This is a genomic window from Lacticaseibacillus saniviri JCM 17471 = DSM 24301, assembly GCF_001311785.1.
Taxonomy (GTDB): Bacteria; Bacillota; Bacilli; order Lactobacillales; family Lactobacillaceae; genus Lacticaseibacillus; species Lacticaseibacillus saniviri.
In genome coordinates this window covers 24,779-50,802 of record NZ_BBBX01000001.1, presented here as the reverse complement: position 1 = coordinate 50,802, position 26,024 = coordinate 24,779, and the positions used below count along the sequence as shown (strand labels likewise).

Annotated in this window: 17 protein-coding genes and 10 pseudogenes; 8 read left to right on the top strand and 19 right to left on the bottom strand. The window is 49.9% G+C overall.

All coding sequences use genetic code 11. The features are described from left to right. Positions 1-3: 3 nt before the first annotated feature. The 5 genes from JCM17471_RS14680 to JCM17471_RS00260 are packed head-to-tail and all read right to left on the bottom strand — an operon-like array spanning position 4 to position 4,976. Positions 4-1,326, bottom strand: coding sequence for a UvrD-helicase domain-containing protein (locus tag JCM17471_RS14680; protein ID WP_369395757.1), 1,323 nt, complete (start codon positions 1,324-1,326; stop codon positions 4-6). A 41-nt stretch (positions 1,327-1,367) separates the two neighbouring features. Further along, entirely contained in the window at positions 1,368-1,610 is a 243-nt protein-coding gene (locus JCM17471_RS15660; protein ID WP_263849335.1) for a UvrD-helicase domain-containing protein, read from the bottom strand. 2 nt (positions 1,611-1,612) lie between these two features. Beyond that, on the bottom strand, positions 1,613-4,135 hold the full coding sequence (locus JCM17471_RS00270) for a PD-(D/E)XK nuclease family protein (RefSeq protein WP_156321523.1): 2,523 nt from the start codon (positions 4,133-4,135) through the stop codon (positions 1,613-1,615). Beyond that, positions 4,069-4,437, bottom strand: a complete 369-nt coding sequence (locus JCM17471_RS00265) for a hypothetical protein (RefSeq protein ID WP_162208318.1) — start codon at positions 4,435-4,437, stop codon at positions 4,069-4,071. Before JCM17471_RS00265 ends, JCM17471_RS00270 begins: the two co-directional genes overlap by 67 nt. Positions 4,438-4,442: 5 nt before the next feature. Further along, the gene (locus JCM17471_RS00260) at positions 4,443-4,976 is read right to left on the bottom strand and encodes a helicase-exonuclease subunit AddB family protein (protein WP_054776415.1); all 534 of its coding nucleotides are present in this window, start codon (positions 4,974-4,976) and stop codon (positions 4,443-4,445) included. Positions 4,977-5,204: 228 nt separating this feature from the next. On the opposite strand from JCM17471_RS00260, the pseudogene mvk reads away from it, so the two are divergent. The 3 pseudogenes from mvk (at position 5,205) to fni (ending at position 8,129) form a co-directional block, all read left to right on the top strand. Next, positions 5,205-6,138, top strand: a pseudogene (mvk, locus tag JCM17471_RS16295) (mevalonate kinase). Beyond that, positions 6,138-7,099 (top strand): annotated as a pseudogene (mvaD, locus tag JCM17471_RS00250) (diphosphomevalonate decarboxylase). The pseudogenes mvk and mvaD overlap by 1 nt, the downstream one beginning before the upstream one ends. A gap of 2 nt (positions 7,100-7,101) precedes the next feature. Beyond that, a pseudogene (gene fni, locus JCM17471_RS00245) lies at positions 7,102-8,129 on the top strand (type 2 isopentenyl-diphosphate Delta-isomerase). 312 nt (positions 8,130-8,441) lie between these two features. On the opposite strand, the pseudogene JCM17471_RS00240 reads toward fni, so the two are convergent. The 5 genes and pseudogenes from JCM17471_RS00240 to thmT all read right to left on the bottom strand — a co-directional run bounded on the left by JCM17471_RS00240 (position 8,442) and on the right by thmT (position 12,085). Next, positions 8,442-9,777, bottom strand: a pseudogene (locus JCM17471_RS00240) (RsmF rRNA methyltransferase first C-terminal domain-containing protein). 42 nt (positions 9,778-9,819) lie between these two features. After that, positions 9,820-10,731 (bottom strand): ABC transporter permease, encoded by a 912-nt coding sequence (locus tag JCM17471_RS00235; protein ID WP_054776414.1) that lies wholly within the window; start codon positions 10,729-10,731, stop codon positions 9,820-9,822. A 10-nt stretch (positions 10,732-10,741) separates the two neighbouring features. Then, a pseudogene (locus JCM17471_RS00230) lies at positions 10,742-11,469 on the bottom strand (SAM-dependent methyltransferase). A gap of 54 nt (positions 11,470-11,523) precedes the next feature. After that, complete coding sequence (locus JCM17471_RS00225; RefSeq protein WP_054776413.1) at positions 11,524-11,850, bottom strand: metal-sulfur cluster assembly factor; 327 nt, start codon at positions 11,848-11,850, stop codon at positions 11,524-11,526. A gap of 16 nt (positions 11,851-11,866) precedes the next feature. After that, positions 11,867-12,085, bottom strand: a complete 219-nt coding sequence (thmT, locus tag JCM17471_RS00220) for a 2-hydroxymuconate tautomerase (protein WP_263849334.1) — start codon at positions 12,083-12,085, stop codon at positions 11,867-11,869. A 300-nt stretch (positions 12,086-12,385) separates the two neighbouring features. On the opposite strand from thmT, the gene JCM17471_RS15655 reads away from it, so the two are divergent. From JCM17471_RS15655 to JCM17471_RS00205, 3 genes are all read left to right on the top strand, one after another. Further along, complete coding sequence (locus JCM17471_RS15655) at positions 12,386-13,192, top strand: C39 family peptidase (protein ID WP_054776411.1); 807 nt, start codon at positions 12,386-12,388, stop codon at positions 13,190-13,192. Positions 13,193-13,200: 8 nt separating this feature from the next. Continuing rightward, entirely contained in the window at positions 13,201-13,458 is a 258-nt protein-coding gene (locus JCM17471_RS15650) for a C39 family peptidase (RefSeq protein WP_263849367.1), read from the top strand. A gap of 72 nt (positions 13,459-13,530) precedes the next feature. Beyond that, on the top strand, positions 13,531-14,739 hold the full coding sequence (locus tag JCM17471_RS00205; RefSeq protein WP_225354034.1) for a C40 family peptidase: 1,209 nt from the start codon (positions 13,531-13,533) through the stop codon (positions 14,737-14,739). 50 nt (positions 14,740-14,789) lie between these two features. Here the strand turns inward: JCM17471_RS00205 and JCM17471_RS16290 are convergent, their stop codons facing one another. From JCM17471_RS16290 to JCM17471_RS13705, 3 genes and pseudogenes are all read right to left on the bottom strand, one after another. Further along, positions 14,790-15,074: a DUF2179 domain-containing protein gene (locus JCM17471_RS16290; RefSeq protein ID WP_369395755.1), complete on the bottom strand. Its 285-nt coding sequence runs from the start codon at positions 15,072-15,074 to the stop codon at positions 14,790-14,792. A gap of 5 nt (positions 15,075-15,079) precedes the next feature. After that, positions 15,080-15,648: pseudogene (locus JCM17471_RS16285) on the bottom strand (YitT family protein). A 206-nt stretch (positions 15,649-15,854) separates the two neighbouring features. Next, entirely contained in the window at positions 15,855-16,022 is a 168-nt protein-coding gene (locus tag JCM17471_RS13705; protein ID WP_156321522.1) for a hypothetical protein, read from the bottom strand. 271 nt (positions 16,023-16,293) lie between these two features. On the opposite strand from JCM17471_RS13705, the gene JCM17471_RS00195 reads away from it, so the two are divergent. Then, positions 16,294-16,542, top strand: coding sequence for a DsrE family protein (locus JCM17471_RS00195; RefSeq protein ID WP_054776408.1), 249 nt, complete (start codon positions 16,294-16,296; stop codon positions 16,540-16,542). 119 nt (positions 16,543-16,661) lie between these two features. Further along, positions 16,662-18,076 (top strand): annotated as a pseudogene (locus tag JCM17471_RS00190) (C69 family dipeptidase). Between the two features lie 60 nt (positions 18,077-18,136). Here JCM17471_RS00190 and JCM17471_RS00185 read toward each other — a convergent pair. The 6 genes and pseudogenes from JCM17471_RS00185 to glyQ form a co-directional block, all read right to left on the bottom strand. Continuing rightward, positions 18,137-18,928, bottom strand: a pseudogene (locus JCM17471_RS00185) (Nif3-like dinuclear metal center hexameric protein). After that, positions 18,925-19,617, bottom strand: a complete 693-nt coding sequence (locus JCM17471_RS00180; RefSeq protein ID WP_404820121.1) for a tRNA (adenine(22)-N(1))-methyltransferase — start codon at positions 19,615-19,617, stop codon at positions 18,925-18,927. The pseudogene JCM17471_RS00185 and the gene JCM17471_RS00180 overlap by 4 nt, the downstream one beginning before the upstream one ends. A 155-nt stretch (positions 19,618-19,772) precedes the next feature. Then, positions 19,773-20,882: an RNA polymerase sigma factor RpoD gene (gene rpoD / locus JCM17471_RS00175; protein WP_054776406.1), complete on the bottom strand. Its 1,110-nt coding sequence runs from the start codon at positions 20,880-20,882 to the stop codon at positions 19,773-19,775. A 13-nt stretch (positions 20,883-20,895) separates the two neighbouring features. Beyond that, positions 20,896-22,651, bottom strand: a pseudogene (dnaG, locus tag JCM17471_RS16280) (DNA primase). 153 nt (positions 22,652-22,804) lie between these two features. After that, positions 22,805-24,870: pseudogene (gene glyS / locus JCM17471_RS00165) on the bottom strand (glycine--tRNA ligase subunit beta). Then, positions 24,870-25,772: a glycine--tRNA ligase subunit alpha gene (gene glyQ / locus JCM17471_RS00160; RefSeq protein ID WP_054776405.1), complete on the bottom strand. Its 903-nt coding sequence runs from the start codon at positions 25,770-25,772 to the stop codon at positions 24,870-24,872. The pseudogene glyS and the gene glyQ overlap by 1 nt, the downstream one beginning before the upstream one ends. Positions 25,773-26,024: the final 252 nt, after the last annotated feature.

The window sequence follows — 26,024 nt, the reverse complement described above, 5'->3', positions numbered from 1 at the left end:
TGCCTAGGGCTGGCTTATCGCCGGCTTGGCCGCTTCATCGTCGTACAACAAGACTTGGGTGGTGGGCGCAAAGTCTTCCGGAATATCTTTTGCCCCCAGTTTCAGCTCGGCCGCTTCATCATAAGCCATATCCCCCACCGCCTGGTCCATCACCTGACTAAAAATCAGGTTGGTGAAATCCAAGACATTGCGCGAGGAGCGAAAGTTTTCCGCCAGAATAATCCGTTGACCAGCGTTGCTATCATCCGCAAAACGTTGGTACTTCTCCAAAAAGAGTTTGGGGTTGGCTAAGCGAAAGGCATAGATACTCTGCTTCACATCGCCGACCATGAAGCGATTGCCGGGGTCTGGTTGACTCACGGCATCGAGCATCGCTTCTTGGAGCGGGTTGATATCCTGATATTCGTCGATCATGACCTCATCGAAGCCGGCGCGAATGCTCTCTTTGAGTGGCTGGTCGGTGGCTGGATCGGTTTGATTCAAGATTGCCAACGCGTTGTGCGCCAGATCGCCATAATCTTGCAAGTGCCGTCGATTTTTTTCCGCCTGAAACGCGCGATTGAACTCAATCGTCACTTCACTGAGCAGCGCCACAATCGGCCCGGCCTGTGTGAGCGCATTGGCGAGGTCTTCTTCGCTCAGCGCCACGAGTGACACCACGTTGCTGTCTAATAGCTTCTTGGCTTGATCACGCAATGCCTGCGCTTGTTTCTTGGCGGCAACCTGGGTGTCGTCCAATTCATCCGCCTTTTTGGCGCCCGGCCAACGTGCAAAACCGACCATTTCAATCTCGGCGAGTTGTGCGTAGGTCTTAGGTTCGTCACTCAACCAAGGCTTGATGAGTGCCAAATCGGCTTGGAGCTGTTCATGCCAGCGCTCCAGTGCAGATTCATTGGTCAGTGCGATGGCGCGCTCAAAAAGTGAGGCGACATCCTGCAACCGTTGCTTAAATAGCGGCACAAAGGCCTGTTTGAATTGCTCACTTTGGCTGTAGTCAGCTTGCTGGTACGGCACGACAATATTTTTGAGCCAATTGAGCGGGTCGGGATTGATATTGGCAAAATCGAGCAAGCGAAAGACCAGCTGCTGGAGGCCCAAATCATCGCGATCGCGGCTAAAGACAGTCGTCAAGGTTTCGAAATCTGCTTGTCGATCCCCGGCATAATAGGCTTCACGCACCTGATCCCAGACATCTTCTTCGATGAGTGCCCGTTCTGCCTCATCCGCTAGCAGCCGAAATTGCGGATCCAAATCGAGTAAATAGTAATACCGCTGGACTAATTGTAAGTTGAACGCGTCTAGGGTGTGAATCGGTGCGGTCGACACAAACGCCTGTTGCTGATTGAGATGCTTGCGTTGTGCAGGGGTTAAGCTCGCATCCTCATCGAGTTGGGTTTTGATTGTTTTTGGATGCGTTGGCGCATCTCTTCTGTGGCCGCCTTGGTGAAGGTCACGATTAAAAGCCGGCGAATGTCTTGCCCGTGAAGAATCTTTTGGATGATGCGTTCCACCAGGACAGTGGTCTTCCCGGAACCAGCCGAAGCGGAGACCAAAATATCATGGCCACTCGCTTCAACGGCCATCTGTTGACTCTGAGTAAACTTTGGCACGATTAATCCTCCTTCTTCTTGGGCTTGAGTAACTCGAGCACATCTTGGCGCTTGAGTAGTTTGAGTTGCCGATAATTATTGGTTGGTAGCGCGGGATCAAATTGCATGATTGCACCGAAATCACTGCGCGTAATCGTGTCTGCCTCATCGTTATATTGCGTGGGATTTAACGCGATATCGCCTTCGCTGATACCAAGCGCCGCTTCAATAATTCGGTTTTGATTGTTGTTCAAATAGCGTTCTAAATCTTCTTGACTCATGACGTCGACGCCTGACTTGCTCAATGATCCTGATTTGGTGAATTTCAACCGCACAATATCTGATGTGCCGCCGATTTCGGGATTCACGCCACGATCCAGATGATAGAAGATGGGACTGTCGAGATCGTCGGTTTCAATCAGAATGCCCTGCATCTGGAATGCCTTGAGCAGATTCTTGGCCACATCGGGTCCCCGATAGCGGTCGTATTTCACCCGCGGATTGTGCAATTGGAAGTACACCGCCCCTGCTGGTCGCATCTGTTGGTGCTTGACTTTGGCATCGTTAATCACGGCTGCCAGATACGTCAACATCTGTAACGCCTGTCCATAGTAGGCATCGGCGTCGTTAAAGGTATGTTGGCTGGATTTGTAATCCAACACCAAGAAGTATGTCTGGTCTTGATCCTTGAATGTATCCAATCGGTCAATTTTGCCGCGCATCTGCACTTGGCGACCGTTTGGCAGCTCATAAATCAACGGCGTTAGCCCGTGTTCTTTCCCGATTTGCCCGAACATCAATTCAGTAGCGACGGGATGGAAATCACTTTGGGTCTGTTGCTGGCTGATTGCGATAACCACTTGTGTGAGCAGCGCCTTGAGTTGTTTAGTGATGAAGTTAAATCGCGCGCTGCTGGTCAGAATTTCGTACCCAGGTTGCACAATCATGCCGTCGATGAGCTCACTGACCTGCTGTTGAATCTGTGTCGCATCGAGATCGGGCAAAGCGTCGCTGCGACTGATGAACTGATCCAGGGCGCCATGGAAGAGACTGCCGGTGTCCGCTGGGGTCAGAATAAATTCAGGTCTTGGCTGCAGGCGTAACCCGTATTTGAGGAAGTATTCAAAATGATTCCTGAAATACGTCTCCAACTGTGAGACCGAGACCATGAGACGTTCGCCATAGAGCGCTGTGGCGAGCTTCGCATTAAGTTTGCCGACATCATTGGTGTAGTTGATGCTGGCAGCCAGTTGTGTCGCCAGATCGCCATACTGGCTGCTTTTTAATGCGGGCAGCACAGCGGCCCAACTGGCGGGCAGTTGCTGGTTGTGGTCTTTTGCCGCGCGAGCAACGGTTAACCAGTCACTGATGAGACTGCGCGTGCTACCAAGAATGTCACTCAGTGGTGTTGTCAATGTCGGTGCTTGCCACAAGCTCGGTGTCAGCTGAAAGGCTTGATTCAATTGCGTGAAATAAATAGATGGTGTCAATTCACTGTCTGCATTGATTGGATAGCTCAAACTGAGCGTCTCACTTGCGGCCGTGAATGCCAGATAGTTGAGGAAGGGATCACGCAATGTCGTATCTGGACCCACCGTCGGCAAGAAACGGTCCTCAGGCAGGCGTTCGAGCAAAATACTGCGATCGTCCGCATTGAGCAATTGATTCTCGCTGGGTTGATCAGGCATCACAAGACTCGTTGCGCCGATGACATAGATGTGTTTGGCTGTGTTTAACCGCGTCAAACCTGTTTCTGAGATAATGACCTGGTCGAGTGTTGATGGAATTTGGGTGTAGCTGGCACTGGCAAAACCCGCATCCAGTAATTGATGGAACTGTTCCAAGCTGAAGGCCTGTTCGCCAAAGACGGCCACGAAGTCATCGAGCAACTGACTCAATGTCTGCCAAACTTGGGTCTGCGCCTGGGCGGTTTGCAGCTGGCCGCGGTCTGTCGCTTGTTGGCGCCAATTTGCGAGCTGGGTTAAAACCCCCGCACTGACTAAGCCCTGATACAAAGCGCTGGCAGCGTCTCGACCAGTTTTTGCGGCGGTGAGTTGCTTCATGATGGGTTGAATGACCTGCTGCACGAATTGCTTGATCTGGTTAATCTGCTGGGTTTTGGGTTCATCTTCAGGATCCAGTTCATCTTCCATGCGTGGTGGATAGTAGCGCCACGGCTTGGGATCAAACCATGAACGCCCCGCCTTGCCCGTCTTGAGTAGATAATTATCCGTGGTATCGAGCGCCGAGCGAAACGCATCAACGCTCACATCAGTCGGCAACAACAATTCTGTTTTGAGCAGTTGCATCACGCTACGATAGCTGTAATACTGCCGGTTCACTTCAAACAGACTATCGATCAGAATCACCAGTGGATGGTTCTGCATCGGTTGTTCGAGATCGAGGAAATACGGTAAATCGAGTTCGCTAAAAATTGCTGGGATACTGGTTTGATAGGGATCAAGATATCGAGCCACAATCAAGAAGTCGCGGTAACGGGCACCCTGCCTGACTTGCTGCGCGATTTGAATCGCGACAGTGCGCAACTCGTGATAGGCGTCACTGGCCTTTGCTGTCTGAATACCGGTACCTGCGTTGGTAAGTGGACTTGGTCAAAATCGATGTTGCGGCGCCAGAAATCATTGATGCCCTGCATCGCTGGGGTCAGATTGCGCTTGGCTGCGGTCTGATCGAGCATGACGGGCACTTGCGATTGCTGCGCTTGTTGGTAGAGCTGAAAATAGAGCTTCCCTGTTTCAAGAAACAATGATGGCGCTGCCGGTGGCGCCTGTGTGTAGGCCTTATTGAGTACCATACCAAATGTGACAGCCTGGGAACGTGTCATCATGGTATTCACGAGCTGCAGTTCAGTGGCATCCAATTCATTGAAATGATTAAAAAGAAATAGGTGTGGCTGAGATCGAGCGTGCTCAACTTGGCACTCAGCGCCGTCATCAGGCTGGGTGTCGTCACAAACTCGCCGATGCGCTGTTGATAGGCGGCCAGCAGCGTGGTCAAGTCATTGAATTTGGCTTGATGGGGATCCGTCGCCTCGAGTTTGACGCCAGCGAGATCTTCAGCGGTGATTCGGCCATTGGTCAATTCGCTGAGTTGCTGGCCTAACTGCACAATAAATCCCGCATTTTGACTCTCGCCGCGATACAGGGTGAGTTGGTCTTGATTATCTTGGAGCAGCTGGGCAATCAACATGGTGTTATTGGTTTGGGTCAATCGCGGTTGTTGGTACACCGGGTCATTTTTGAGGAAGTACCAGGCCAAACGTGAAAAAGACAACACTTGCAAGCGACTCTCGGCACTGGTGGCATCATCACTCAACTGTTGCAACAAGTGCACTTCGGCGTTGAACTTCAAGTGATTTGGCACCATATAAAAACCTGTGCGCTGGGATCATCAGCGAGTATTTTTTGACCGATTCGGCCAGTGTTTGACTGTGATCATGGGTGGCGTCCCCTAAAACAAATTGTAAGCGCATGGTAACTCTCCTTTCGCCTGATTAGCTGTATTCAGTTTAGCATATTTGCTAGTCGAATCGGGGCCGGTGCGCTATGATAGAAGGAAGAAATTCAACGTTAATAAAGGCGATAAGGTGACATTATGCAAAACGGAATTGGGCACAGTCATGCCAAAATCATTTTGATGGGTGAGCACGCGGTGGTCTATCATCAGCCTGCTATCGTCCTCCCTATCAGTAGTATCAAGCTCCAAGCAACTATCGTGCCTAATGCGCAGCAAGAAATTCAATCGAGTTTTTATAGCGGGAGTTTAGCGTCAGCAAGCGACAGTCCCTTCGCCGGGATTGCCCTCTTGTTGCGCCAACTCCTGACTTATTTTGATGCCAAAGCGCAAGGCTTCAAACTCACTATCGAAAGTGAATTACCACCTGAGCGCGGTATGGGATCGAGCGCCGCAACCGCCATTGCCGTCATACGTGCGGTCTATGCGGCGTTTGGTGCCGAACTGAGTCAGACCACCCTGCTCAACTGGGCCAGCGTGTCCGAGAATGTGATTCACGGTAATCCCAGTGGTCTAGATGCGGCTACAACGGGTGCTAACTCTCCACTCTGGTTTGTGAAGGGGCAATTACCACGGCCCATGCACATGCCAACAATGGTGGCTTGATTATCGCAGACACGGCGTGAGTGGCCAAACAGGTGTGGCCGTCGCCGAGGTGGCACAGCGCATTCAAGCAGACGCCGATCTCGCTGCACTGATTCCAGCGATCGGCAATCAAGTTCGCCAAGCGGCGGTCTGTCTGGCCCAAGATGATCTCAATCAATTGGGTCAATTGATGACGCAAACACACCTGCAACTGGCAAGACTCGGTGTCAGTTCGGAGAAGCTCGATCAATTTGTGCAGACAGCCAATCAAGCGGGGGCTTTGGGCAGTAAACTGACCGGGTCCGGCCTGGGTGGGTGCATGATTGCCCTTGTCAACGATCAAGCAAGTGGTCAACGCGTCGATGAAGCACTACAACAAATCGGGGCTCGCCAAACCTGGCAGCACTGGTTCAAGGAGGACATGAATTAATGACAACCGCACGCGCACATACAAACATCGCGCTCATCAAATATTGGGGAAAACGCGATTCCCAACTGATTCTCCCCTATACCAGCAGCATCTCGATGACACTGGATGAATTCTATACGGATACCCAGGTCGTTTTTGATGCGGCTTTAACAGCGGATGAATTGTATTTGGACGGCACCAAACGCGATGTCACCAAAGTGGCCACCGTGCTCGACTGGTGCGTCAGCAGGCCCATGAATCGCGCTTTGCACGGGTTACGTCGACCAATCACGTCCCAGAGACTGCCGGTTTGGCCAGCTCGGCCTCAGCGTTTGCGGCCTTAACGATGGCAGCGAGTGCGGCGGCAGGACTAAAGCTGTCGCACACCCAATTATCACGCCTAGCGCGGCGCGGCTCCGGTTCAGCCTCACGTTCAGTCGATGGTGGCTTTGTAATTTGGCATCGTGGTACGGATGACCAGAGCAGTTTTGCTGAACCCATTCGTGAGCAACCCACCCTGCCCTTGGCGATGGTTGTGGTCATGGTCAGTGGCAAGAAGAAGTCGCAGACATCGCGACAAGGAATGGCGCAAACCGTGGCAACCAGCCCGTTCTATCCTGCCTTTGTCGAACAGAATCAGGCCGCCATTGAACCGATGCTGCACGCGCTGGCGACCGATGATTTGGCCACCATTGGCCGCCTCACCGAACAGAGTAGTTTCCAGATGCACGCGGCGATTATGGCGGGCAATCCCCCTTTCAGTTACTTTGAACCCGAAACGTTAACCGCGTGGCACATGGTCCAAACATTGCGTGACCAGGGTATTCCAGCCTATGCGACAATGGATGCGGGCCCTAACGTCAAAATTTTGACCACGCAGCCGCATGTCGATACCATTCTCAAGGCACTGGAACCGGAATTTGCCGGGCGATTGACGGTCGCGCATCCCGGCCCGGCTGCGCAGATCTTAAGTGAGGAATAAACATGCAATCACAACAATCACATCGTAAAGATGAACATGTCTTTTTAGCTGAAAAGGCGTTTGATCAAGAAAGTCATGCAGGATTCGACCAAGTTCGCTTCATCCACACCGCGCTTCCCGAGATGGCCGTCTCTGAAGTTACCTTGACGCCAGAGCTCTTTGATTGGCAGTGGCCCTTCTATATCAATGCGATGACAGGTGGGTCCAAACAAACCGGCGAGCGCAATGCCCAATTGGGTCGAATTGCAGCGGCGACGGGTTTGGCCATCGCAACGGGGTCACAATCCGTTGCCCTTGCCGATCACAGTCTTGCCGAAACCTTTCAGGTCATGCGCCACAACAATCCGGACGGGTTTATCCTAGGTAATCTCGGGGCTGGCAAAACATGGCTGATGCCAAGGATGCCATTGCGATGATTGATGCCAATGCTTTAGAAATACACCTCAATGTCGCCCAGGAATTAGTGATGCCTGAAGGAGACCGGGATTTTCATTGGTTGGATGATCTGGCGGAAATCGTTGCTAAAAGTCCGGTTCCGATTCTTGTCAAAGAAGTCGGTTTTGGGATGAGTCAAGAGACACTCGCACAACTGAAGCAAATCGGTGTGCAATACGTTGATATTGCCGGGCGCGGAGGCACAAATTTTGCCACGATTGAGAATTATCGCCGAGAGGCACGCGATATGAGCTATCTGAAGAACTGGGGTCAGACGACGACAGAATCCTTGCTCGAGGCCAGCACCAGCGACATGACAGTGTTAGCCACGGGTGGTGTTCGCAATCCATTGGACATCTTGACGGCACTGCGATTGGGTGCCCGCGCTGTCGGGATCAGCGGCATGGTCCTGCACAGTCTGATTCAAGCTGGAGAACCGCAGACACTCGAATTAATGCGCGCCTTCCAAACACGACTCGCGCAGCTGATGACGCTTGTTGGCGCCCGCGATCTCGCAAGCTTGCGGCAAGTGCCGGTTGTCTACGATCAGGCACTGGTCAATTATGCCAAACAGCGCCATTTAGAACTTCAATAACAAACAGAGGGTTTGACAAAACGACGTTTTGTCAAACCCTCTGTTTCAATTTCCGAACAAAATAGATTAATCGTGTTCCAAAAGATTGAGAATTCCGGTTAACGGAGAAGTGTGCGAACTCGCGCTTAGCAACTGAGCACCAGCATAGGGTCGGGTAATTGGCGTTTATGCCAATAACGAACCAAGCTGGGCGCAAGTTGTTGCGAGTTCAAACACGTTAATGGATTGATTCAAAGCCTAAATTCAGGCTTTAGCATCAATCCCTGTTAATCCTCATTCTCAAAGCCTCTTTTGTCACAACTTTTTTTGTTTTTAGACCCGTAATCCCTTTGGATACAAATTCTTGATGGTATCGTTGACCAAATGACCAATCGCAAAGCCTTTGTGTTCTTTAGTGAGGCGAACAAATTGTTTACCTGGCAGCTCGCGAACCAATGTCTCACCGTGACGATAGCGTTGATATTCAGCATCATCGACATCAAATTCCTGTTTGAACAAGTGTGGCACGGTCAGCGTTGCCAAGGTATGGCTTGGTTCAAAGCGATTCTTCTTGAACATTCCGAGATGGATGCCCGGCCGAACCAACCGAACGTGCATTAAGTCAGGTACCTGGCTAGGCAAAACAAATAATTGCTCCTTACGCACCATGAATTGGCCCGCAAACGATTGATTCAAACTGGTGGTCACAAATGTCTGGAAGTCAGTGCTCTGCGGTTTAGTCATGGTGGCCTTGACTGGCACAACAGGATGATCTTCTGTTAACTCGCCCGGTTTGACCAATTTTGCAACGAAATGCCCCTCACCCACTAACAGGTGTGGGAACAGGCGCGCCGTATTTGTCAGCTCAGGGTCATCATTGGCCCATTCGGGATGACCATCGACCATGCCATCTGTCTTAGCAATCGGTTCGATCGCAAAGCCATAAGTCTCTTTCACCCAAGCGATGATTTGTTCATCTTCTTCAGGACTGAATGTGCAGGTGGAGTACACCAAGGTGCCACCTGGTTTCAACATTTTTGACGGCTTCTGTTAGAATCTCGCGTTGGCGCGCGGCACAGGTTGCAGGGTAATCAGGGGTCCAATAGCGAATTGCTTCTGGGTCTTTGCGGAACATCCCTTCACCCGAACATGGTGCATCCACTAAGATGCGATCAAATGTTTCTGGCCAAGCAGCAGCCAATGTTGCGGGATCGTTATTGGTGACAATGGTGTTGGTCAAGCCGAATCGTTCCACGTTGCTGGCCAAAATCTTGGCCCGTCCCGCATTGATTTCATTGGAAACCAGTAAACCACTATCGCCCAAATAACTGGCTAAGTGGGTTGTCTTACCACCAGGCGCCGCACACAGATCGAGTACCCATTCGTTGGCGTGCGGTGCGGCAACAGTGCCGACAAATTGTGCGCTAGGTTCTTGACTGTACACATAACCGGCGACGTGATCGATGGCATTGCCGTCGACCTTGCCCAGATACCCCCACTCACTGTAATCAATGGGTTGATCCGTGGGCAAATCAATTTTGGCATCGGGCCACAAGGGGTTCACCCGAAACCCGTTGACAACCGGCTGATCGAAACTAGCAAGGAATGCATCGGCCTGATCGCCGAGCAATTGTTGATACTTAGTGATAAAACCTTCAGGCAGATTCACTGGTGACTCCCTTTCTTAGTTGGCGGTTGAGGCTGATGATGCTCACCCCAACAAAACAATGAATAGAATAATTAAGCTGATAATCAGATGCCAATAACCGGTGAGATAAAATTGCGTGATGGCGATTAAGCCGCCGATCACCAGCGCAACCGCCGCATGTCGGCCCAGTTGGAACAACAAGCCAGTGCGGAATTGCCGTTTCAGTGGTGACGTTAAGGTGACTTTGACCTGATTCAACTTGATGATAGGCATGAGCCACGCAAGAATACTCATCCCAACTGCAATCAGAGCAAGAAAAGCTAGCGTTGAACCGTTTCGCCACCACCATGATTGTTTGTTTGCAGTGCCGTATTTCAGGCGCCTACTCTTCGCATGAAACAAATTCTCAAGTTGTTTCACATGGCGATTGAGTGTTGCGCCACTGGCCATGACTGTCACCTGATTGAGCCGCAGTGCATTGAATGCCTTGGAAGGTGTCGCACTGATAAAAATATGGTCATTCAACGCGCTGGTGTGCCGTACGCCCACGCTCCCGATTACCGGTAAATATTGGTTATCGGCGACATAATAGCGCTGATTGCCGCCCATGTAGAGCTTGTCGTACTGGTTCTTACCGACGACCACAATCGGCAATTGTGACTCAAAATCGGCTTGTGAAAACCATTGCCCAGAGTCAATCGGTAGGGTTGCATCGATGCCCTTTTCACTGATGTAACTCACGTGGCCCGTGGTCTGGAACTGAAGTTGATAGTGATTAAACTTGGCTGCTTTAAATTTTGCCAGCACATCGCTGACGGCAAGATTTTGGCTACTCTTAAATACCAGTGCATTCTCTGGCAACCCTAAATGATCGAGTTGTTCAGCGTATTCGTTTTGATCATGACTCGACCAAACGAGGCCAGCCAAGACAGCCAGTAGGATGATGAGTAAATCAATCAATAAGAAACGTTTCACAGTATTCCCCCTAGGCCAGCAAATAAATGCGTTCGTTAACGGCGTCAAACCGTTTGAAATCGCGATTCAGTGGTAGTAATCGGCGATCCGCGACAAACTGGGCTGATTGCCAGAATAAGCGGCTATTGGTCGCACCGAAGCGCTCGCCAATCACAAAGAACAGTAAATGCGGATACTCGCGCCGCAATAAGCGCAGAAAATGCATATCATTAGGGTCTTTGTCAGGACTCCACGCCATGACCACGGCATCTACTTGATGACCGTATCGCAGTAAGGCTGCGCTCGCTCCAAGGGATTGGACGGGCAGCATTGGATGATGCCCTGTTTGGTTTTCATTTAACCAGGTATGGGCGTCGGTTGCAATCACGCGGTTACCCGCTTGTTGTAGCCCCGCGCTGATATAGCCATTCCCCGCCGCGACTTCAAGGTAACGCAGCGGACCAAATTGATCCTGCCAGGTCGCAAACAGCTGCTGATGCACGAAAGCCCACATGCCATAGTGATAGGCAATGAAGAAACGAAACTGGCGCAATAAGTGATCCAGTTGCTTGGCTTCACGCAAGTCACTCGCCATCATTAACGTATCACTCGACAATCCCAGTCGGGGCAAGCCTTTTTTGGCAATTGATTGTGCGCTAGGGCCGTTTTGACAGCAGTCATGGCCGCGAGTTGTTCAGTCACCGATTCCCATCCCGCGTATTTTTGCGCGAGCGGGACCAGCGTTTTCCAATAGTCCATCATTCATCTCCAAACAGAAAAATCACCCTTAAGCCTCAAGGGTGATCGGCAAAACTAGTGAATGCCTAAGGTCATTTTGGCATAGCGACTCATGCGCTCTGGGCCCCACGCTGGGTACCACACCAGATGCAGTTCCACTTGATTGATGCCATCCACAGCCATTAAGGCTTGGCGGATATCATTGTCCAGAATGTCGGATAACGGGCACCCCATCGTCGTCAATGTCATTTCAACGGTACAGGTGCCATCTTCATCCAGATCCACACCATAGACCAACCCAAGATTGATAATATCGATGCCCAACTCCGGATCAATGACGGTTTGGAGGGCTTCAACAATCTTAGTCTTCATCGAATCAAAGTATGCTGTATCTGTTGCCATGTCATTCCCAGCTTTCTTATTCGTCGGCCTTCAAAATACCGCCGACAGCGTAATGTTCTTTGGCCATTTCGTTGAGCACGACATGAACGTGTTCAGCGGGTGCCCCTGTGTTTTTGACAATTGCTTCGGTAACATCCTTGACCATGGCGCGTAATTGATCTTGACTGCGACCTTCAATCAAATCGATATGTACTAATGGCATGTGATTCATCCTCTCAAATATCAAACTTGCCATTATTATCGCATACTAGCAGTGCTTTTTAAAGCCCAGCTTTATGGTCTTCCCATGAAAAACCATCAGAATAATAAAATTATTCTAGATGACAATTATTGTCGCGTTAAAGCGGTATGATTTATTGAATATTGATGCGAGTCACAGGTTTTTTGAGTCGTTTTCGTTTGTCTAACGGCTTTAGCACGCGGCGACCAGGCGTTATCATGTCATTTTGATTATATTTGGTCAACCGAAGATGATTCTTCTGTGGCATCAATTGATATTAGTGTATACTAATTTGTATAAATGGAGGTGTATTGATTGGTTAAGAGAACCAAATGGCAACATCTAGTGATTACCGCTGCGCTCATTGCGGCGGGCATCGGTGTCACAACCAGTCACCCCGCAACCCCTGCGCAAGCAGCGAGTGCTCCGGTGACGCAACAAGCCGCACCCGCGATGACACCGCAGCGATTTGTCGGCCAGATTGTATACGTGCCGGGTTATGGCGTGAATCTCATGCAAAGCCCTGGCCCAAACGCAACATGGACGGGCAAAAAGCTAGCACATGGTACCACTTGGCAAGTGTATGGCTACAGTGATGTGGCTGGTCAGCGTTATTACAATGTCGGCGCTTCACAGTGGGTTAGCGGCCAATATCTGAAAGATAAGGCGAGCTTACCGACCACACCCACTAATGGGGTGGCGACAATTACATATGTCGCTGGCTACGGCATTGCTGTTTTCAAGGGGCCCTCAAGTACCTCTGGGGTAACTGGCAAGACGTTGAAAACAGGGACGAGTTGGAAAGTTTCCGGCTCTCAGACCGTCAACGGCAAGACCTGGTATCACTTAGGTGGCGATCAATGGATTGATGGGCAACACATTGTGGTCAGCGGCCTCAAGTATCGCGGCAATGTTCGCTTGAACGTTTCGATGATCAAGCAACGTCCTGAATTACCAAACGGTTGTGAAATCACTGCGGTCACCATGATGGTCAACTACGCGGGGAATCCCGTCTCAAAGATGACGCTGGCTGCTGAAATGCCACGTCACCCTTCTAATCCCAACTTGGGATATATCGGTAATCCCGCAGGTTACGGCATTACCATTTTCCACCAGCACTGATGAACTTGGTGACCAAATATACGGGTAACGCCAAGAATCTGACCGGTTTGGGATTGGACGCGCTGTACTATCAACTGGATCAAGGCCACCCCGTTGTGACATGGAATACCTTACATGGCTTCCCATATCATGCGTTAACAGTATCGGGCTATGATGCAAACAACATCTATTACAATGATTGCTGGACGGGTTATAAGACCTCGATGACAAAGGGTCAATTTTTGAATAATTGGAACACGCAGGCGCGTCGCGCGATTTCATATTAGAGTTTAAGGAGTGAGACAAATGAAAAATGGTTAACAGCATTACTGGGTATCAGTGCTGGTTTGGGTCTCGCATTGGCTGGTCAAACGACGCATGCGGCAACAGAACAAGCGTTTACCAGCACCGGTTGGGTGAGTTATGTCCCTAATTACGGCATTGAATTATGGAAGAGTCCAACTGCACCACACGGCACAACAGGTCGTAAGTTACCAAACGGTTCCGCATGGAAGATTTCGGCTGCCGTTCGTGAAGGCGACCACTACTGGTACAAGCTGGGCACGAACCAATGGATGGACGGGCGCTATATCGCCTTGTCCCCCGTTGCTAAAGATCGCAGCGTTGATCAAAGCATCAAGCGCAATGTGGTTCGAATCAGCGGTACTGCACCAATCTACAGCACACCAAATGGTAAGGCGACAGGCAAGAGTTTGAAGAATGCTTCTTATTGGCAGTTCAGTGATCGCGCTGTTGCCGGTAAGCACATGTGGTTCAAGGTCAGCGCTAACCAATGGGTCAAGGATAGTTGGGCCAAGGAAGTTGTTCCTTACCAAAATCCAAGTCAGTTCTATCAAGTCAACTACAAGCAGATCAAACCTACTGGCCAAGTTGGTTACAATCTGGTGCGCGGCTCTGAAGGGATTAAAACCTGGTTGACCCTGCGTGCATTGGGCCTCAATAGTAGCTATGCCAACATGTCTGCTTCAGCGCAAAATGCGGTTGCGAATTTCCAACGCAACCACGGTCTGCCAGCAACCGGAATCGTGAATCAAGCAACCTGGGTGAAGATGGGCTTTGCAGCTAGCTCGTGGACGAGCATCGATAGCTGGATTTATCCACTGCAGACACCATGGTACGCCGACCGTTCCGCCCATATTGAAGCGATGATTAAAGCGGCTTATAGCTATCTGGGCAAGCCTTACATCGTGGGCGCATCGACATCCACTCAGTACGGGAATGACTGTTCTGGTCTTGTCACACAGGCATTATATGCGGCAGGCATCAATCCACTTCCCGTTTCTTCCATTCAACACGCACAACCAGGCAATGAATGGAATTCACGTCTTCTCGCTGCTTCAAACAAATTCAAGCACGTGAGTTACGCGGATCGCCAACGTGGGGACTTGATTTTCTATACCAGTCCTTATGATGGTCGTGTCTGGCACGTTGCCATCTACCTCGGCAACAACCAAGTGATTGAATCATGGCCACCTCGTGTCATGGTCCAACCGATCAAGAATTCACAACGCAGCTGGGTCACTGGTGTGGCACGGCCATTCGTTTAACCAATAAAAGAAGCATGGCACAAAACCAACTCGGTTTTGTGCCATGCTTTTTATTGTTTGTCGGTTTGCATCAGGCGCTTACGCTCGGCCTGCTGATCATTGGTTAAGAATTCCCCGACGACATCAATCGTATTCATAATATTGATGAAGGCCGTGGAATCAACACTCAAGGTCGCTTGGGTCAGGTCATAGAGCTCATATCGCGTGATCACAATCCACAGCGTGTTGTTCTGTTGCTTGGTATAGCCGCCCCATGAATTGGTAACAGTAATCCCGCGAATCAATTGTTCGTTGATCGCCGCAATCACCTCATCAGCGTGTGAAGTGACAATCATTGCCGTTATCTTTGGTGTGAGGTGTGGACGCTGTCGACCACGCGCGTCATGCAGTAGATTGAGATAATCGTGTACAGCGCACTTTCCCACTGAATCGCAAAGCCCGCCACCAAGATAATCGCCAGATTGGTTAAGAACATCAAACTGCCGACCGCTTTACCGGTCGTTTTGGCGAGAACCAATGAGATAATATCGAATCCGCCGGTAGAAAATCCGTATCGCAATGCTAATCCGACACCCAGGCCCGTGAGCACACCACCAAAATCCCATTCATCAACGGATTCGTTGAAAACGTGTGGACCGGAATAATGACCGTGAAGATCGAGAGAAAAATCGCGGTCAAAATACTATAGAACGTAAATTCGCGCCCCAGTTTGAACCATCCCAAGATGCCGAGCGGAATATTAAACAGCAAAATGAGCCAACCAGTAATATCACCAGTATGTAGCACCGGTTGGAGCAGTAGCGAGGTGAGCTGACTCACCCCACTGAGCCCGGCCTGAAACACCTTGGCAGGAATCAGAAAGAAATTAAGCGCGACCGCCGCTAGCAGCCCCGCAATCAGCGCCACCATGATACGTTTCAGCATATCATTGGGCTGATAGGTTGTGATTTTCATAGCCGCCTCCAAAAATAAATCCCATCAATCACTGTGACAGCGATGACAGGTATCATATCTTTATTATTCATGAGCACTGGCCGCAATGCAAGTGCAAACTTGGCGGATTGATACTCACCACAAAAATCACTCAGTCGAAGTGACTGAGTGATGATGATTTACTAAGATTTCTTCTTGAGATCACTGTAGGTCCCCACAGTGATGAATATGCCAATCAATCCAACAAACAGGTCGCCAGCTCCTTGCCAGTAACGTTGCGTGATGAAGTTAAAAATAGCGACCCCCAAAAGTACGATGGTAATAATCAAATATAAATAAAACTTGCCCATTTCAAAATCCCTCCAAGCCATTTGGTAGCGTTATCGAATTAACGCGATCATCATACCGCCATTATTTTGAATCAGCAAGGCGCAATGCCTGACAAAATCATCGATCGCCGCGACCAGTTCCTCGTCATTGACGAATCTCACCCAATGGCCTAGTGTGATGATTAAGATTACTTGTTTCAAATACAACTCAAAGGAGGCCGATTATGAAGGCAGTTTTTCATGTTGATGAATCCGACAAATGGGCGCATGCGCTAGCCAATCTGACTAATTTTTGGCGGAAGTACCCGATGCGCAGTTGGTCCTCGTCGCTAATGGCGAGGCGATTACCGGCTATACCGATGCCAAGCTGCGGACCAAGATGCAGGCTTTACCGCAAGTCAGCTTTCACGCCTGCCAGAATTCAATGAATGCCCATCAGTTAACCGCCGCTGATTTACCAAATTATGCGGTGGTCGTCCCGGCTGGGGTTGTCGATTTAGCGCAATTACAAGCTGACCACTTTGCGTATATCAAACCCTAGATGGAGTTGATTAATTATATCAACATGGTAGAATACGACAACACAGTTAAAATCAGTTTCGTGCATTCCCATTTGTTTGACTAGTTGGCTAACAATTGGGATGTTATCAAGTTTGGAGGATGATTATGCAAGTAAGAACGGCATGTACCAGTATTTTGGTTGGGAAAAAAGCGAGTGCGGATGGCTCTATCATGATTGGCCGCAACGAGGATAGCAAGGCGGCGTGGCCAAAGCATCTGGTGGTGCATCCAGAAACCAATGCCCAAACCTCACCCACCTTCACCTCAAAGGCAACGGGACTCACGCTGACATTACCAAAGCGGGCCCTCAAATACACCGCCACACCGGAATGGACGGATGAATTCGGTCTGTTTGAAGAAGATGGCATCAATAGCGCTGGTGTGGCGATGAGTGCCACCGAAAGTGCGTACGCCAACGCCCGCGTATTGGCTGCCGATCCGTTTGTTGAAGATGGCATTATTGAAGAGGCCATGGTCACTGTTGTGCTGCCTTACATCACAAGCGCCAAAGCCGGTGTCCGCCGCTTAGGCCAGATTGTCGAAGAATTTGGTACCGGCGAAGCAAATGGTATTTTGTTCGCTGATCACGATGAAGCTTGGTACATGGAAATTGCTACCGGGCATCACTGGGTGGCCGCACGGATTCCTGACGATAGTTATGCCGTCGTTGCTAACCAACTCGCCATTCAAGAGGTGAATCCGGAGAGTGCCGACTTCCTCTACGATGCAGGCCTGTTTGATTTTGCCGCCGACCATCAATTGTGGCAACCGGGCACCCCATTCAATTTCCGCCAAATCTTTGGCACCAGCACCGAATTTGACCGCATCTACAACACACCACGCGTGTGGGATGGCCAACGCCGCCTGACCCCGAGTCAAACCCGCACACCATTGGACAGTGATCTGCCCTTCATCGTGAAACCGGATCAGCCGTTATTCATCGATGACGTAACCGGCGTGTTGAGCAGTCATTATCAGGAAACACCATATGACCCAACGACAAACGGACCCGAAGCCCACCGTTTCCGGCCAATCAGTTTGGCCAAAACCCAGGAGAGTCACGTGCTCCAACTCCGCGATAACCGGCCACAACCGATTGCTGACATTCACTGGTTGGCACTCGGCGTTTCGGCGGAGAGCCAATATGTGCCGTTCTTCTCTGGGATGACCGAGGTACCTGAGAGTTACCAAACCGGTGAACTGCCCGCTGACTTGACCAGTGCCTACTGGCAGTATAAGTTGACTGGCGTGTTGGTGGATGCGCACTACCGCCATTTTGCCAAGTCGCTGACGGACCTGCAGAAGGCCACGCATCAAGCGTTGCTCCAACTCATTGCTGAAACCGACGATGCCAGTCGGGGCCTGGATCCAGCGGGGCTTGCCGTGTTGGCCAACGAGCGTCCGCCAAGGCCGCGGCCCTCTCACTGAGCGTTTATCATGACTACACGATGCAGATTTTGGCAGAAAGCACTGACTACAGTCCACTCAATTTCAATACGGATGCCAATTTGTAATATGTGGCACCAAAAAAGCTGTGAATCTACCGATTTTGGTAGATTCACAGCTTTTATTGTTTAAAAGAATTGATATGGATCTGTACTCAATTGAGACGGTGCGGCCTCAACGGACCAGTCGTTCTCGACCGCCCACTGATTCAGCAGATCGGTTACATGCTGTTTCATGATCTGTTCAATATGGTGACCGGGATCAATCACGGGCATATCGGCAGCGAGCATGTCATGGCCGGTATGATAATACACATCCCCCGTGATGTAAACGTCCGCACCTGCCGCTTTGGCATCGAGATAGAACTTGCCGCCATCGCCACCGAGAATCGCCACACGTTAATTTCGCGCTGGAGATCATTTGCCACGACGCGCAAACCCTTGAGGTGATACGTATTTTGACGGTTTGAATCAAATCCGCTAGCGGCATCGGGTGTACGAGCTGACCGATACGCCCCATGCCCGCTTCTTCCCCCTCATCGATGAATGGCACAATCTGGGTGAGATGCAAGGCTTGCGCGAGCCAGTCATTCATGCCGCCCGCCACACTGTCCAAATTGGTGTGCGCCGCATAAACCGCAATATTAGCCCGTAAAATATCGGCATACATCTGGGTCTGAGGGTCCGTCAGTACCATGTTTTTGGCCGGACGAAACATCGCCGGATGATGCGCAAAATCATTTCGGCACCCAATTGCTTGGCCTCTGCCACCACTTCTGGCCGAACATCGAGTGTCACCAGAATTTTTTTAACATCTTGGTTAGGGTCGCCTAGTTGCCAACCGATAGGATCGCCTGGGACAGCCAAACTTCTGGGAGCAAACATCTCGAATCGATCGATAATCGTTTGCGCACGCGTCATTGCAATTCCTCCTTAATCAGTGCGAGTAATGCTTCCTGTTCACGGATTTTGGTCAATGGTACTAGATTGGCCTCTGATAAACCGCTCAAGACCGCTTCGGTTTTTTCGGCTTGGCGTTCGAGCTGTTCCAAGAAGAGTGGTGACCGTTCTTTGCGCAACATTGGGCCGAAATGTAAGTCGGCGTCCGTGTATGGCACTTCTGGCTTTGTCCGACCCGCCACCATCATTTCATAGACGTGGCCATCGTCTTCAAGAATCTGTTCGGCAATAATTCCGAATTCGTGTTGATTGAGCCATTGGCGCACTTCGAACGTGTCGCGATTAGGTTGCAGAATCAAGGTCTCTGTTCCATCGAGATGTGACATGCCGGCTTCTAAGATATCGATCATCAATTGGCCGCCCATGCCCGCGATAATCACTGTTGAAATCGCATCGCTTTCTTTGATGCCTTGTAACCCATCCGCTTGCCGCACGACAATTTTGTCCGCCAGTCCCGCGGCCTCGATATTCGCGGTCGCAATGGCGATAGGCCCTTCACCGATATCACTGGCTAAGGCATAATCAATTGTGCCGTTTTCAACTAGCGCAATCGGAATGTATGCGTGATCGGTACCGATATCGGCTAACCGTTCCCCTTGACCTACTTGATCTGCAATTGCTTTGAGTCGCTTTGATAACGTCTTTTCCATCATTTTCCCTCATTTACTCTGAATACTTCTAGTATAGCGTAAGATACCGCCATGCGGGACGCAAATTCACACAATTTCAGCGGAAATGCGCCCACAAAAAAGCTGCGATACACTCGATTGGGGGCATCACAGCTTTTATTCGGTTCAATTGAACTCTATTCCAAGAAATCCTTCAATTGCTTAGAACGACTTGGGTGGCGTAACTTCCGCAATGCCTTGGCTTCGATTTGACGAATCCGTTCACGGGTCACACCGAAGACCTTACCCACTTCTTCCAGTGTCCGGGTCCGGCCATCATCGAGACCGAAACGTAACCGAAGCACGTTTTCTTCCCGATCGGTCAGAGTATCCAGAACACTTTCGAGTTGTTCTTTTAACAATTCGTAAGAAGCGTGGTCTTCAGGACTTGTTGCTTCCTGGTCTTCGATGAAGTCACCTAAGTGAGAGTCATCCTCTTCACCAATAGGCGTTTCAAGTGAGACAGGTTCTTGCGCAATCTTCAAGATTTCGCGAACCTTTTCAGTTGGCATGTCCATTTCAGCCCCAATTTCTTCAGGGTTAGGTTCACGACCCAAGTCCTGGAGTAATTGGCGTTGAATCCGGATTAACTTGTTAATGGTTTCAACCATATGAACCGGAATCCGAATTGTCCGAGCTTGGTCAGCAATCGCACGGGTAATGGCCTGACGAATCCACCAGGTGGCGTACGTTGAGAACTTGAACCCCTTGCGGTAATCAAACTTTTCAACGGCCTTCATCAGCCCCATATTACCTTCTTGAATCAAGTCCAAGAACTGCATCCCACGGCCAACGTACCGCTTAGCAATAGAAACAACCAAACGTAAGTTAGCTTCGGCCAAACGTTGCTTCGCTTCTTGATCACCTTGTTCAATCTTTAAAGCCAACGCAACTTCTTCATCAGCCGTCAACAATGGCACACGACCGATTTCCTTGAGGTACATCCGCACTGGGTCATTGATCTTGACCCCAGAAGGCGCAGACATATCGGTCAGATCCTTCTTGCTGACCGCTTTTTCCTTCTTCAGGGAGCGTTCAGCTGGATCACCGTTTTCATCAACGATTGAGATTCCACTGTCTTCAAGTTGTTGCATCAGTTCATCAATCGCAGCACTCTTCAGTGCAAATGGCTTCACAATTTTATCGGCTAAGTCATCGTTTGTGATCTGCTTTTCTTTCTTGTAATCCTTAATTAATGCCTTAACGGCGGTTGTATACTTTTTATCGGTTTTGGTTGTATCTGCCATTCTATTTCCTCCCTTAACCTTTGAGTTGACGCATAAGTTGGTAATACTGAGCCATCAGTTCGGACGCACGCTTGTTATCGCCGATGCGTTGGGCTTGATTCAGCTCCTGCTTGATCTGATCCAACTGATCGTGCAGCGGCGTTGTTGCGAGCAGTGCCATCAAGTTATCAATGGCTTCATCGCTGCTCTCCGGCAACGTCATCATCGCAACATCAGCAGCCACATTCGCTAACCCACCTTCAAGTGAATCAGTGAACGCCGCAACGTTTGGCGCATGCCCCTCATGCAGGTAATGGGTCCAAGCGGTAAAAATCGCCTGGTACTGATCATCTGGAAAGACAAACGCACTCGATACCAGCTTGGTGGCAACCAAATCATCATGAAAACTGTAATTGAGCAGTTGGCGCTGCGCCTTTTGGTAGCGATTGAACTTAACGGTCGACGTCACGACCGGCGGCGGTGCCATAGTTGTGGTTTGATGCTGCTGGACTGGTTTCGGTAACTGATTGGCCAGTGTCTGAACCGGAATACCAGTCGTCTCCGTCAACTGTTGCAAGTAGACGGACTGGGCGATGGGCGCTTCCTTGGCGACTAGCGCTAAGGCCTGATTCAAATAATCAATCTTGGCCTGATCCTGACTGAGATCCACATCCATGCTGAGATAATGCAGCAAGAAAGCGGTCGGCGTCAGTTCCTTTTTGAGCTGAGACTGAAACGCTTCTGCCCCATTAGCCTTAATGAATTCATCGGGATCTTGCCCATCTGGTAACAACACCACGCTCGTTTTTAAACGTGGGTTATTGCCAACCAGTTCAACGGCACGGTGCGTCGCGTTAATCCCAGCCGCATCACCATCATAACAGATTGTGAGTTTTTGGTGTGCCGGGAAATTTGTTGCACCTGTTCATTCGTCAGGCTGGTCCCCATGGAGGCAATCCCAGTCTTGACGCCCGCCTGATAAGCGGCAATCACGTCCATGAACCCTTCAAACAGAATGGCCCCCGTATCCTTATTGAACAGGTCTTTGGCTGTATTCATATTGAAGAGCACATCGCGCTTGTTGAACAATCCTGTTTCAGGGCTATTGAGGTACTTGGCCTGATCACTCTGATGCAGGATGCGTCCAGAAAAGCCAATCACCGCACCATTTGATCCTTGAGCGGAAACATGATGCGATCCTTGAATCGATCGAACAGCTCGCCATTTTGGTTTTCTACAAACAATCCAGTTTCGCGTTGCGCTTGATAATCGATCTCCCGATTCTTCAAAAAGGGTTGCATCAGGTTCTTCTCTGCCGGAGCAAACCCGATTTCAAACGCATCGATCGTTTCTTGTGTCAGCCCGCGCTTCAACAGATAATTGAGTGCCTCTTCCCCGTTTTGCGTATTCACCAACACGTGATGATACAAGTCTGTCACGTCGCGCAAGATTTGCTTTTGGGCGGTGACTTCTGGGGCTTCGCGAGGCGCTGAATCAATGTGCACGTCTAACGGCACGTTCGCGAACTCGGCAACCTTGGCCACCGCCTCAGGAAATGAGAGGTGGTCAAGCTCCATCACAAACTTATAGACGTTTCCCCCGCGACCGCAGGAGAAGCAGTGAAAAATTTGTTTGGATTCGGAAACCGAAAACGATGGGGTATTTTCTTCGTGAAATGGACAAAGCCCGAACAGGTTTTGTCCTGCCTTATGCAACTGCACTGTCTGCCCGATATAATCAGCAATGTTGACCTGCTGAAGAACCTGTTCGACAGTGGCTTCTGGAATCATTGCGGCCATGTCAATCCCCCCTTCATCCGGTTGCAACACACACCTAACTAGCTGTAAAAAGTCGCACTTCCAATGGAAATGCGACTTCGAATTGGCAATTAACTGCGTAAAAACACAAAATATAGTATATGCCTATTTGGACAATAAAGCAAGTTATTTAACGATGATCTCCGCAATATTACCGAATTGGTGAATTAAGCTGGCTAAGTGGGTCAACTGGACCAAACGGTTGTGACGAACGGTTAAGTCTTCGGCCATAATCATGTTGTCCGTGAAGTAGGTTGTAATGACCCCTTCAAGCCCTGCTAATGCCAAGTAGTTGGCGTCGCTCACTTGGGCATCGAAGTTGTCGCTTACCGTTTCAACAGCGCGAGACAAGGCTTCTTCACTCTCATTTTCAAATAAGCGGGAATCCACAACACCATTTTCGGGATCCTTATCGCTGATCCGAATCACACGACCCAAGGCTTCGATCACAGCCTTGAAGTTATCATCATGACTGTGTGCTTCAAGAATCTTGGCGCCGTCAATCATGGCACTCACATCAGCGGTTGGCATGCCACTGACAGCATCAATGATGTCGTGACGACTCTTTTGGCTCTGCAGGTATTGCTTCACCCGATCGCGCATGAAGTCTGTGACAGCACCTTGATTGGTGACATAATCCAGACCATTTGTTTGGTTCGCTTCGTTCCAAGCTTCAACGATATCTTCTTGCAATTCTGGCACACTGAAGGCCATGTGGTTAGCGGCGACCATCCGCACAATCCCGTAAGCCTGACGCCGCAATGCGTAGGGGTCATTACTCCCACTAGGAATCAGGTTAACCGCAAAGAAGCTGAGCAGTGAATCGAGTTTATCAGCAATCGCTAACAGGGTCCCAATTTGACTGGCGGGCAAGTCACCGTCAGCACTGATTGGTTGATAGTGTTCCTCAATCGCTTGTGCCACCGCAGGATCTTCACCGGCAAGTAAGGCGTATTGACGCCCCATCACACCTTGTAATTCAGCGAATTCGCCGACCATACCGGTGACTAAGTCGAACTTGTAGATCTCAGCTGCCCGGTGTAAGTGATCGCGATCGGCACCATCGAGGCCGACCCGCTTAGCTAAGAGATCGGCAATGGTTTGCACGCGCATCATCTTATCGTGCATGGAACCGATCTTGTCGTGGAAACTGACTGTCCGCAGCCGTTCCACATAATCAGCGATTGTCTTCTTTTGATCTTCCGCATAGAAGAAGGCGGCATCTTCAAGTCGCGCCGTGAGCACTTTTTCATTCCCAGCAATCACGTTATCGAGGAATTCACGGTTACCGTTGCGAACCCCGATGAAGGCGTTGACCATTTCACCATTCTTGGTGGCATAGAAGTAACGTTGATTTTCCTTCATGGAAGTAATCAAGACCGCATCAGGAATGGCAAGATACTTGGCATCAAAACTGCCGGCAAAAGCAGTTGGCCATTCGACCAGATTGTTAACTTCTTCCAGCAAGTCAGCGTCCAAATCAATATGCCAATCATTGTCTTTGGCAATCGCATCGATTTGATCAGCAATCAATTGCTTGCGTTGAGCGGGATCAACAATCACCTTTTCAGCGTACAGGGCGTCAACATAGTCTGTGGCTTGCTTCAATGTCACTTGGCGGCCCAAGAAACGATGGCCTTCGGTGACACGACCAGCCTCGACATCGAGTAATTGCATCGGCACGATTTGATCATCTAACAGGCTCACGATCCAGTGGATTGGCCGGATATATTCAAATGCTGTGCTACCCCAGTGCATCCGCGTTGGGAAGGTCAAGTGCTTCACAACATCGATCAGGCCAGGCAAGATTTCGCTCACAGGTTGGCCCGCAATGGCTTTGTGCAGATAAACGTATTCCACACCCTTGATTTCACGGAAAGTGATGTCATCAACTGTCATTCCTTGGCCGTGAGTAAATCCGATAGCGGCTTTACTCCAGTTACCTTCGGCGTCTTGGGCGATTTTTTAGCAGGGCCCTTCACGTCTTCTTCAATATCGTCTTGCTTGTCAGCCAAGTCAGAGATCAAGAGCGCCAAACGCCGTGGGGTGGCATACTGCGTAATTTTACCGAAATTGATGTGGTTGTCCGTTAAGTAGGCTGCCGTTTTGTCGGCAAGTTGTTTCAGGCTGGGCGTTACCACGTGGGCAGGCATATCCTCCAACCCGATTTCTAAGAGATAATTATGTGTCATTATTCGTCGACCTCCGTTTGTTGATGTGTGAGTAATGGGAATCCCAGTTTTTCACGTTCTTCGACAAAGGCCCGGGCTACCTTGTGGGCCATCTTGCGAATCCGGCTCAAGTAGCCGGCACGTTCCGTAACAGAGACCACACCACGCGCGTCCAACAAGTTGAAGGTATGGCTAGACTTTAAGATATAGTCATAGGCGGGATGCACTAAACCGAGGTCCATCAGGCGCCATGCTTCCTTCTCGTAGGCATCAAACAGCGTCAATAAGAGTGCTTGATCGGATTCTTCAAAGGAATAGGTACTGTGTTCAAATTCAGGTTCCTTGAAGATATCGCCGTAGAGCACACCGTCACCCCATTCGAGATCAAAGACGTTGTTCACATCTTGAATGTAAGAAGCCAACCGTTCAACCCCATAAGTGATCTCACTGGTAACAGGAGAAACTTCAAGTCCACCGACCACTTGGAAATAAGTGAATTGGGTGACTTCCATCCCGTCTAACCAAACTTCCCAACCAACACCGGCACAACCCATTGATGGGTTTTCCCAGTTATCTTCAACGAAACGGATGTCGTGTTCGAGAGGTTCAATGCCCAATGCCCGCAGAGAATCCAAGTAGTAGTTTTGAATTTCCTTTGGTGATGGCTTCATCACAACTTGGAATTGATGGTGTTGATACAACCGGTTAGGGTTTTCACCATAACGACCATCAGCGGGACGGCGAGAAGGTTCCACGTAAGCCGCATTCCAAGGTTCTGGTCCGATGGCACGCAGGAAGGTATAAGGGCTCATTGTGCCGGCCCCTTTTTCTGTATCGTAGGCTTGCATCAACATACAACCCTTATCAGCCCAGAAGTTTTGTAACGTCTGGATCATTGCTTGGACACTCATTTTTGTTGCCATGATTTTCTCCTTTTTGTGGTCATGAAAAAAAGCGCCTCTATGCCAAATTATGGCATAGGGACGCTTGCGCGCGGTTCCACCCTACTTCAAGTCTAAGGACTTGCACTTAGTTGAGTTCGGCTCGAAAACGCCAATTATAGCGGTATTGATCGAGCTTTCACTGTCCTCGATTCGCTGGCAACCACACGCGATAACCCTTTTTCTCATCACCAATATTTATTAAAAGTATAGCACCCTGACGCTTACTGTCAA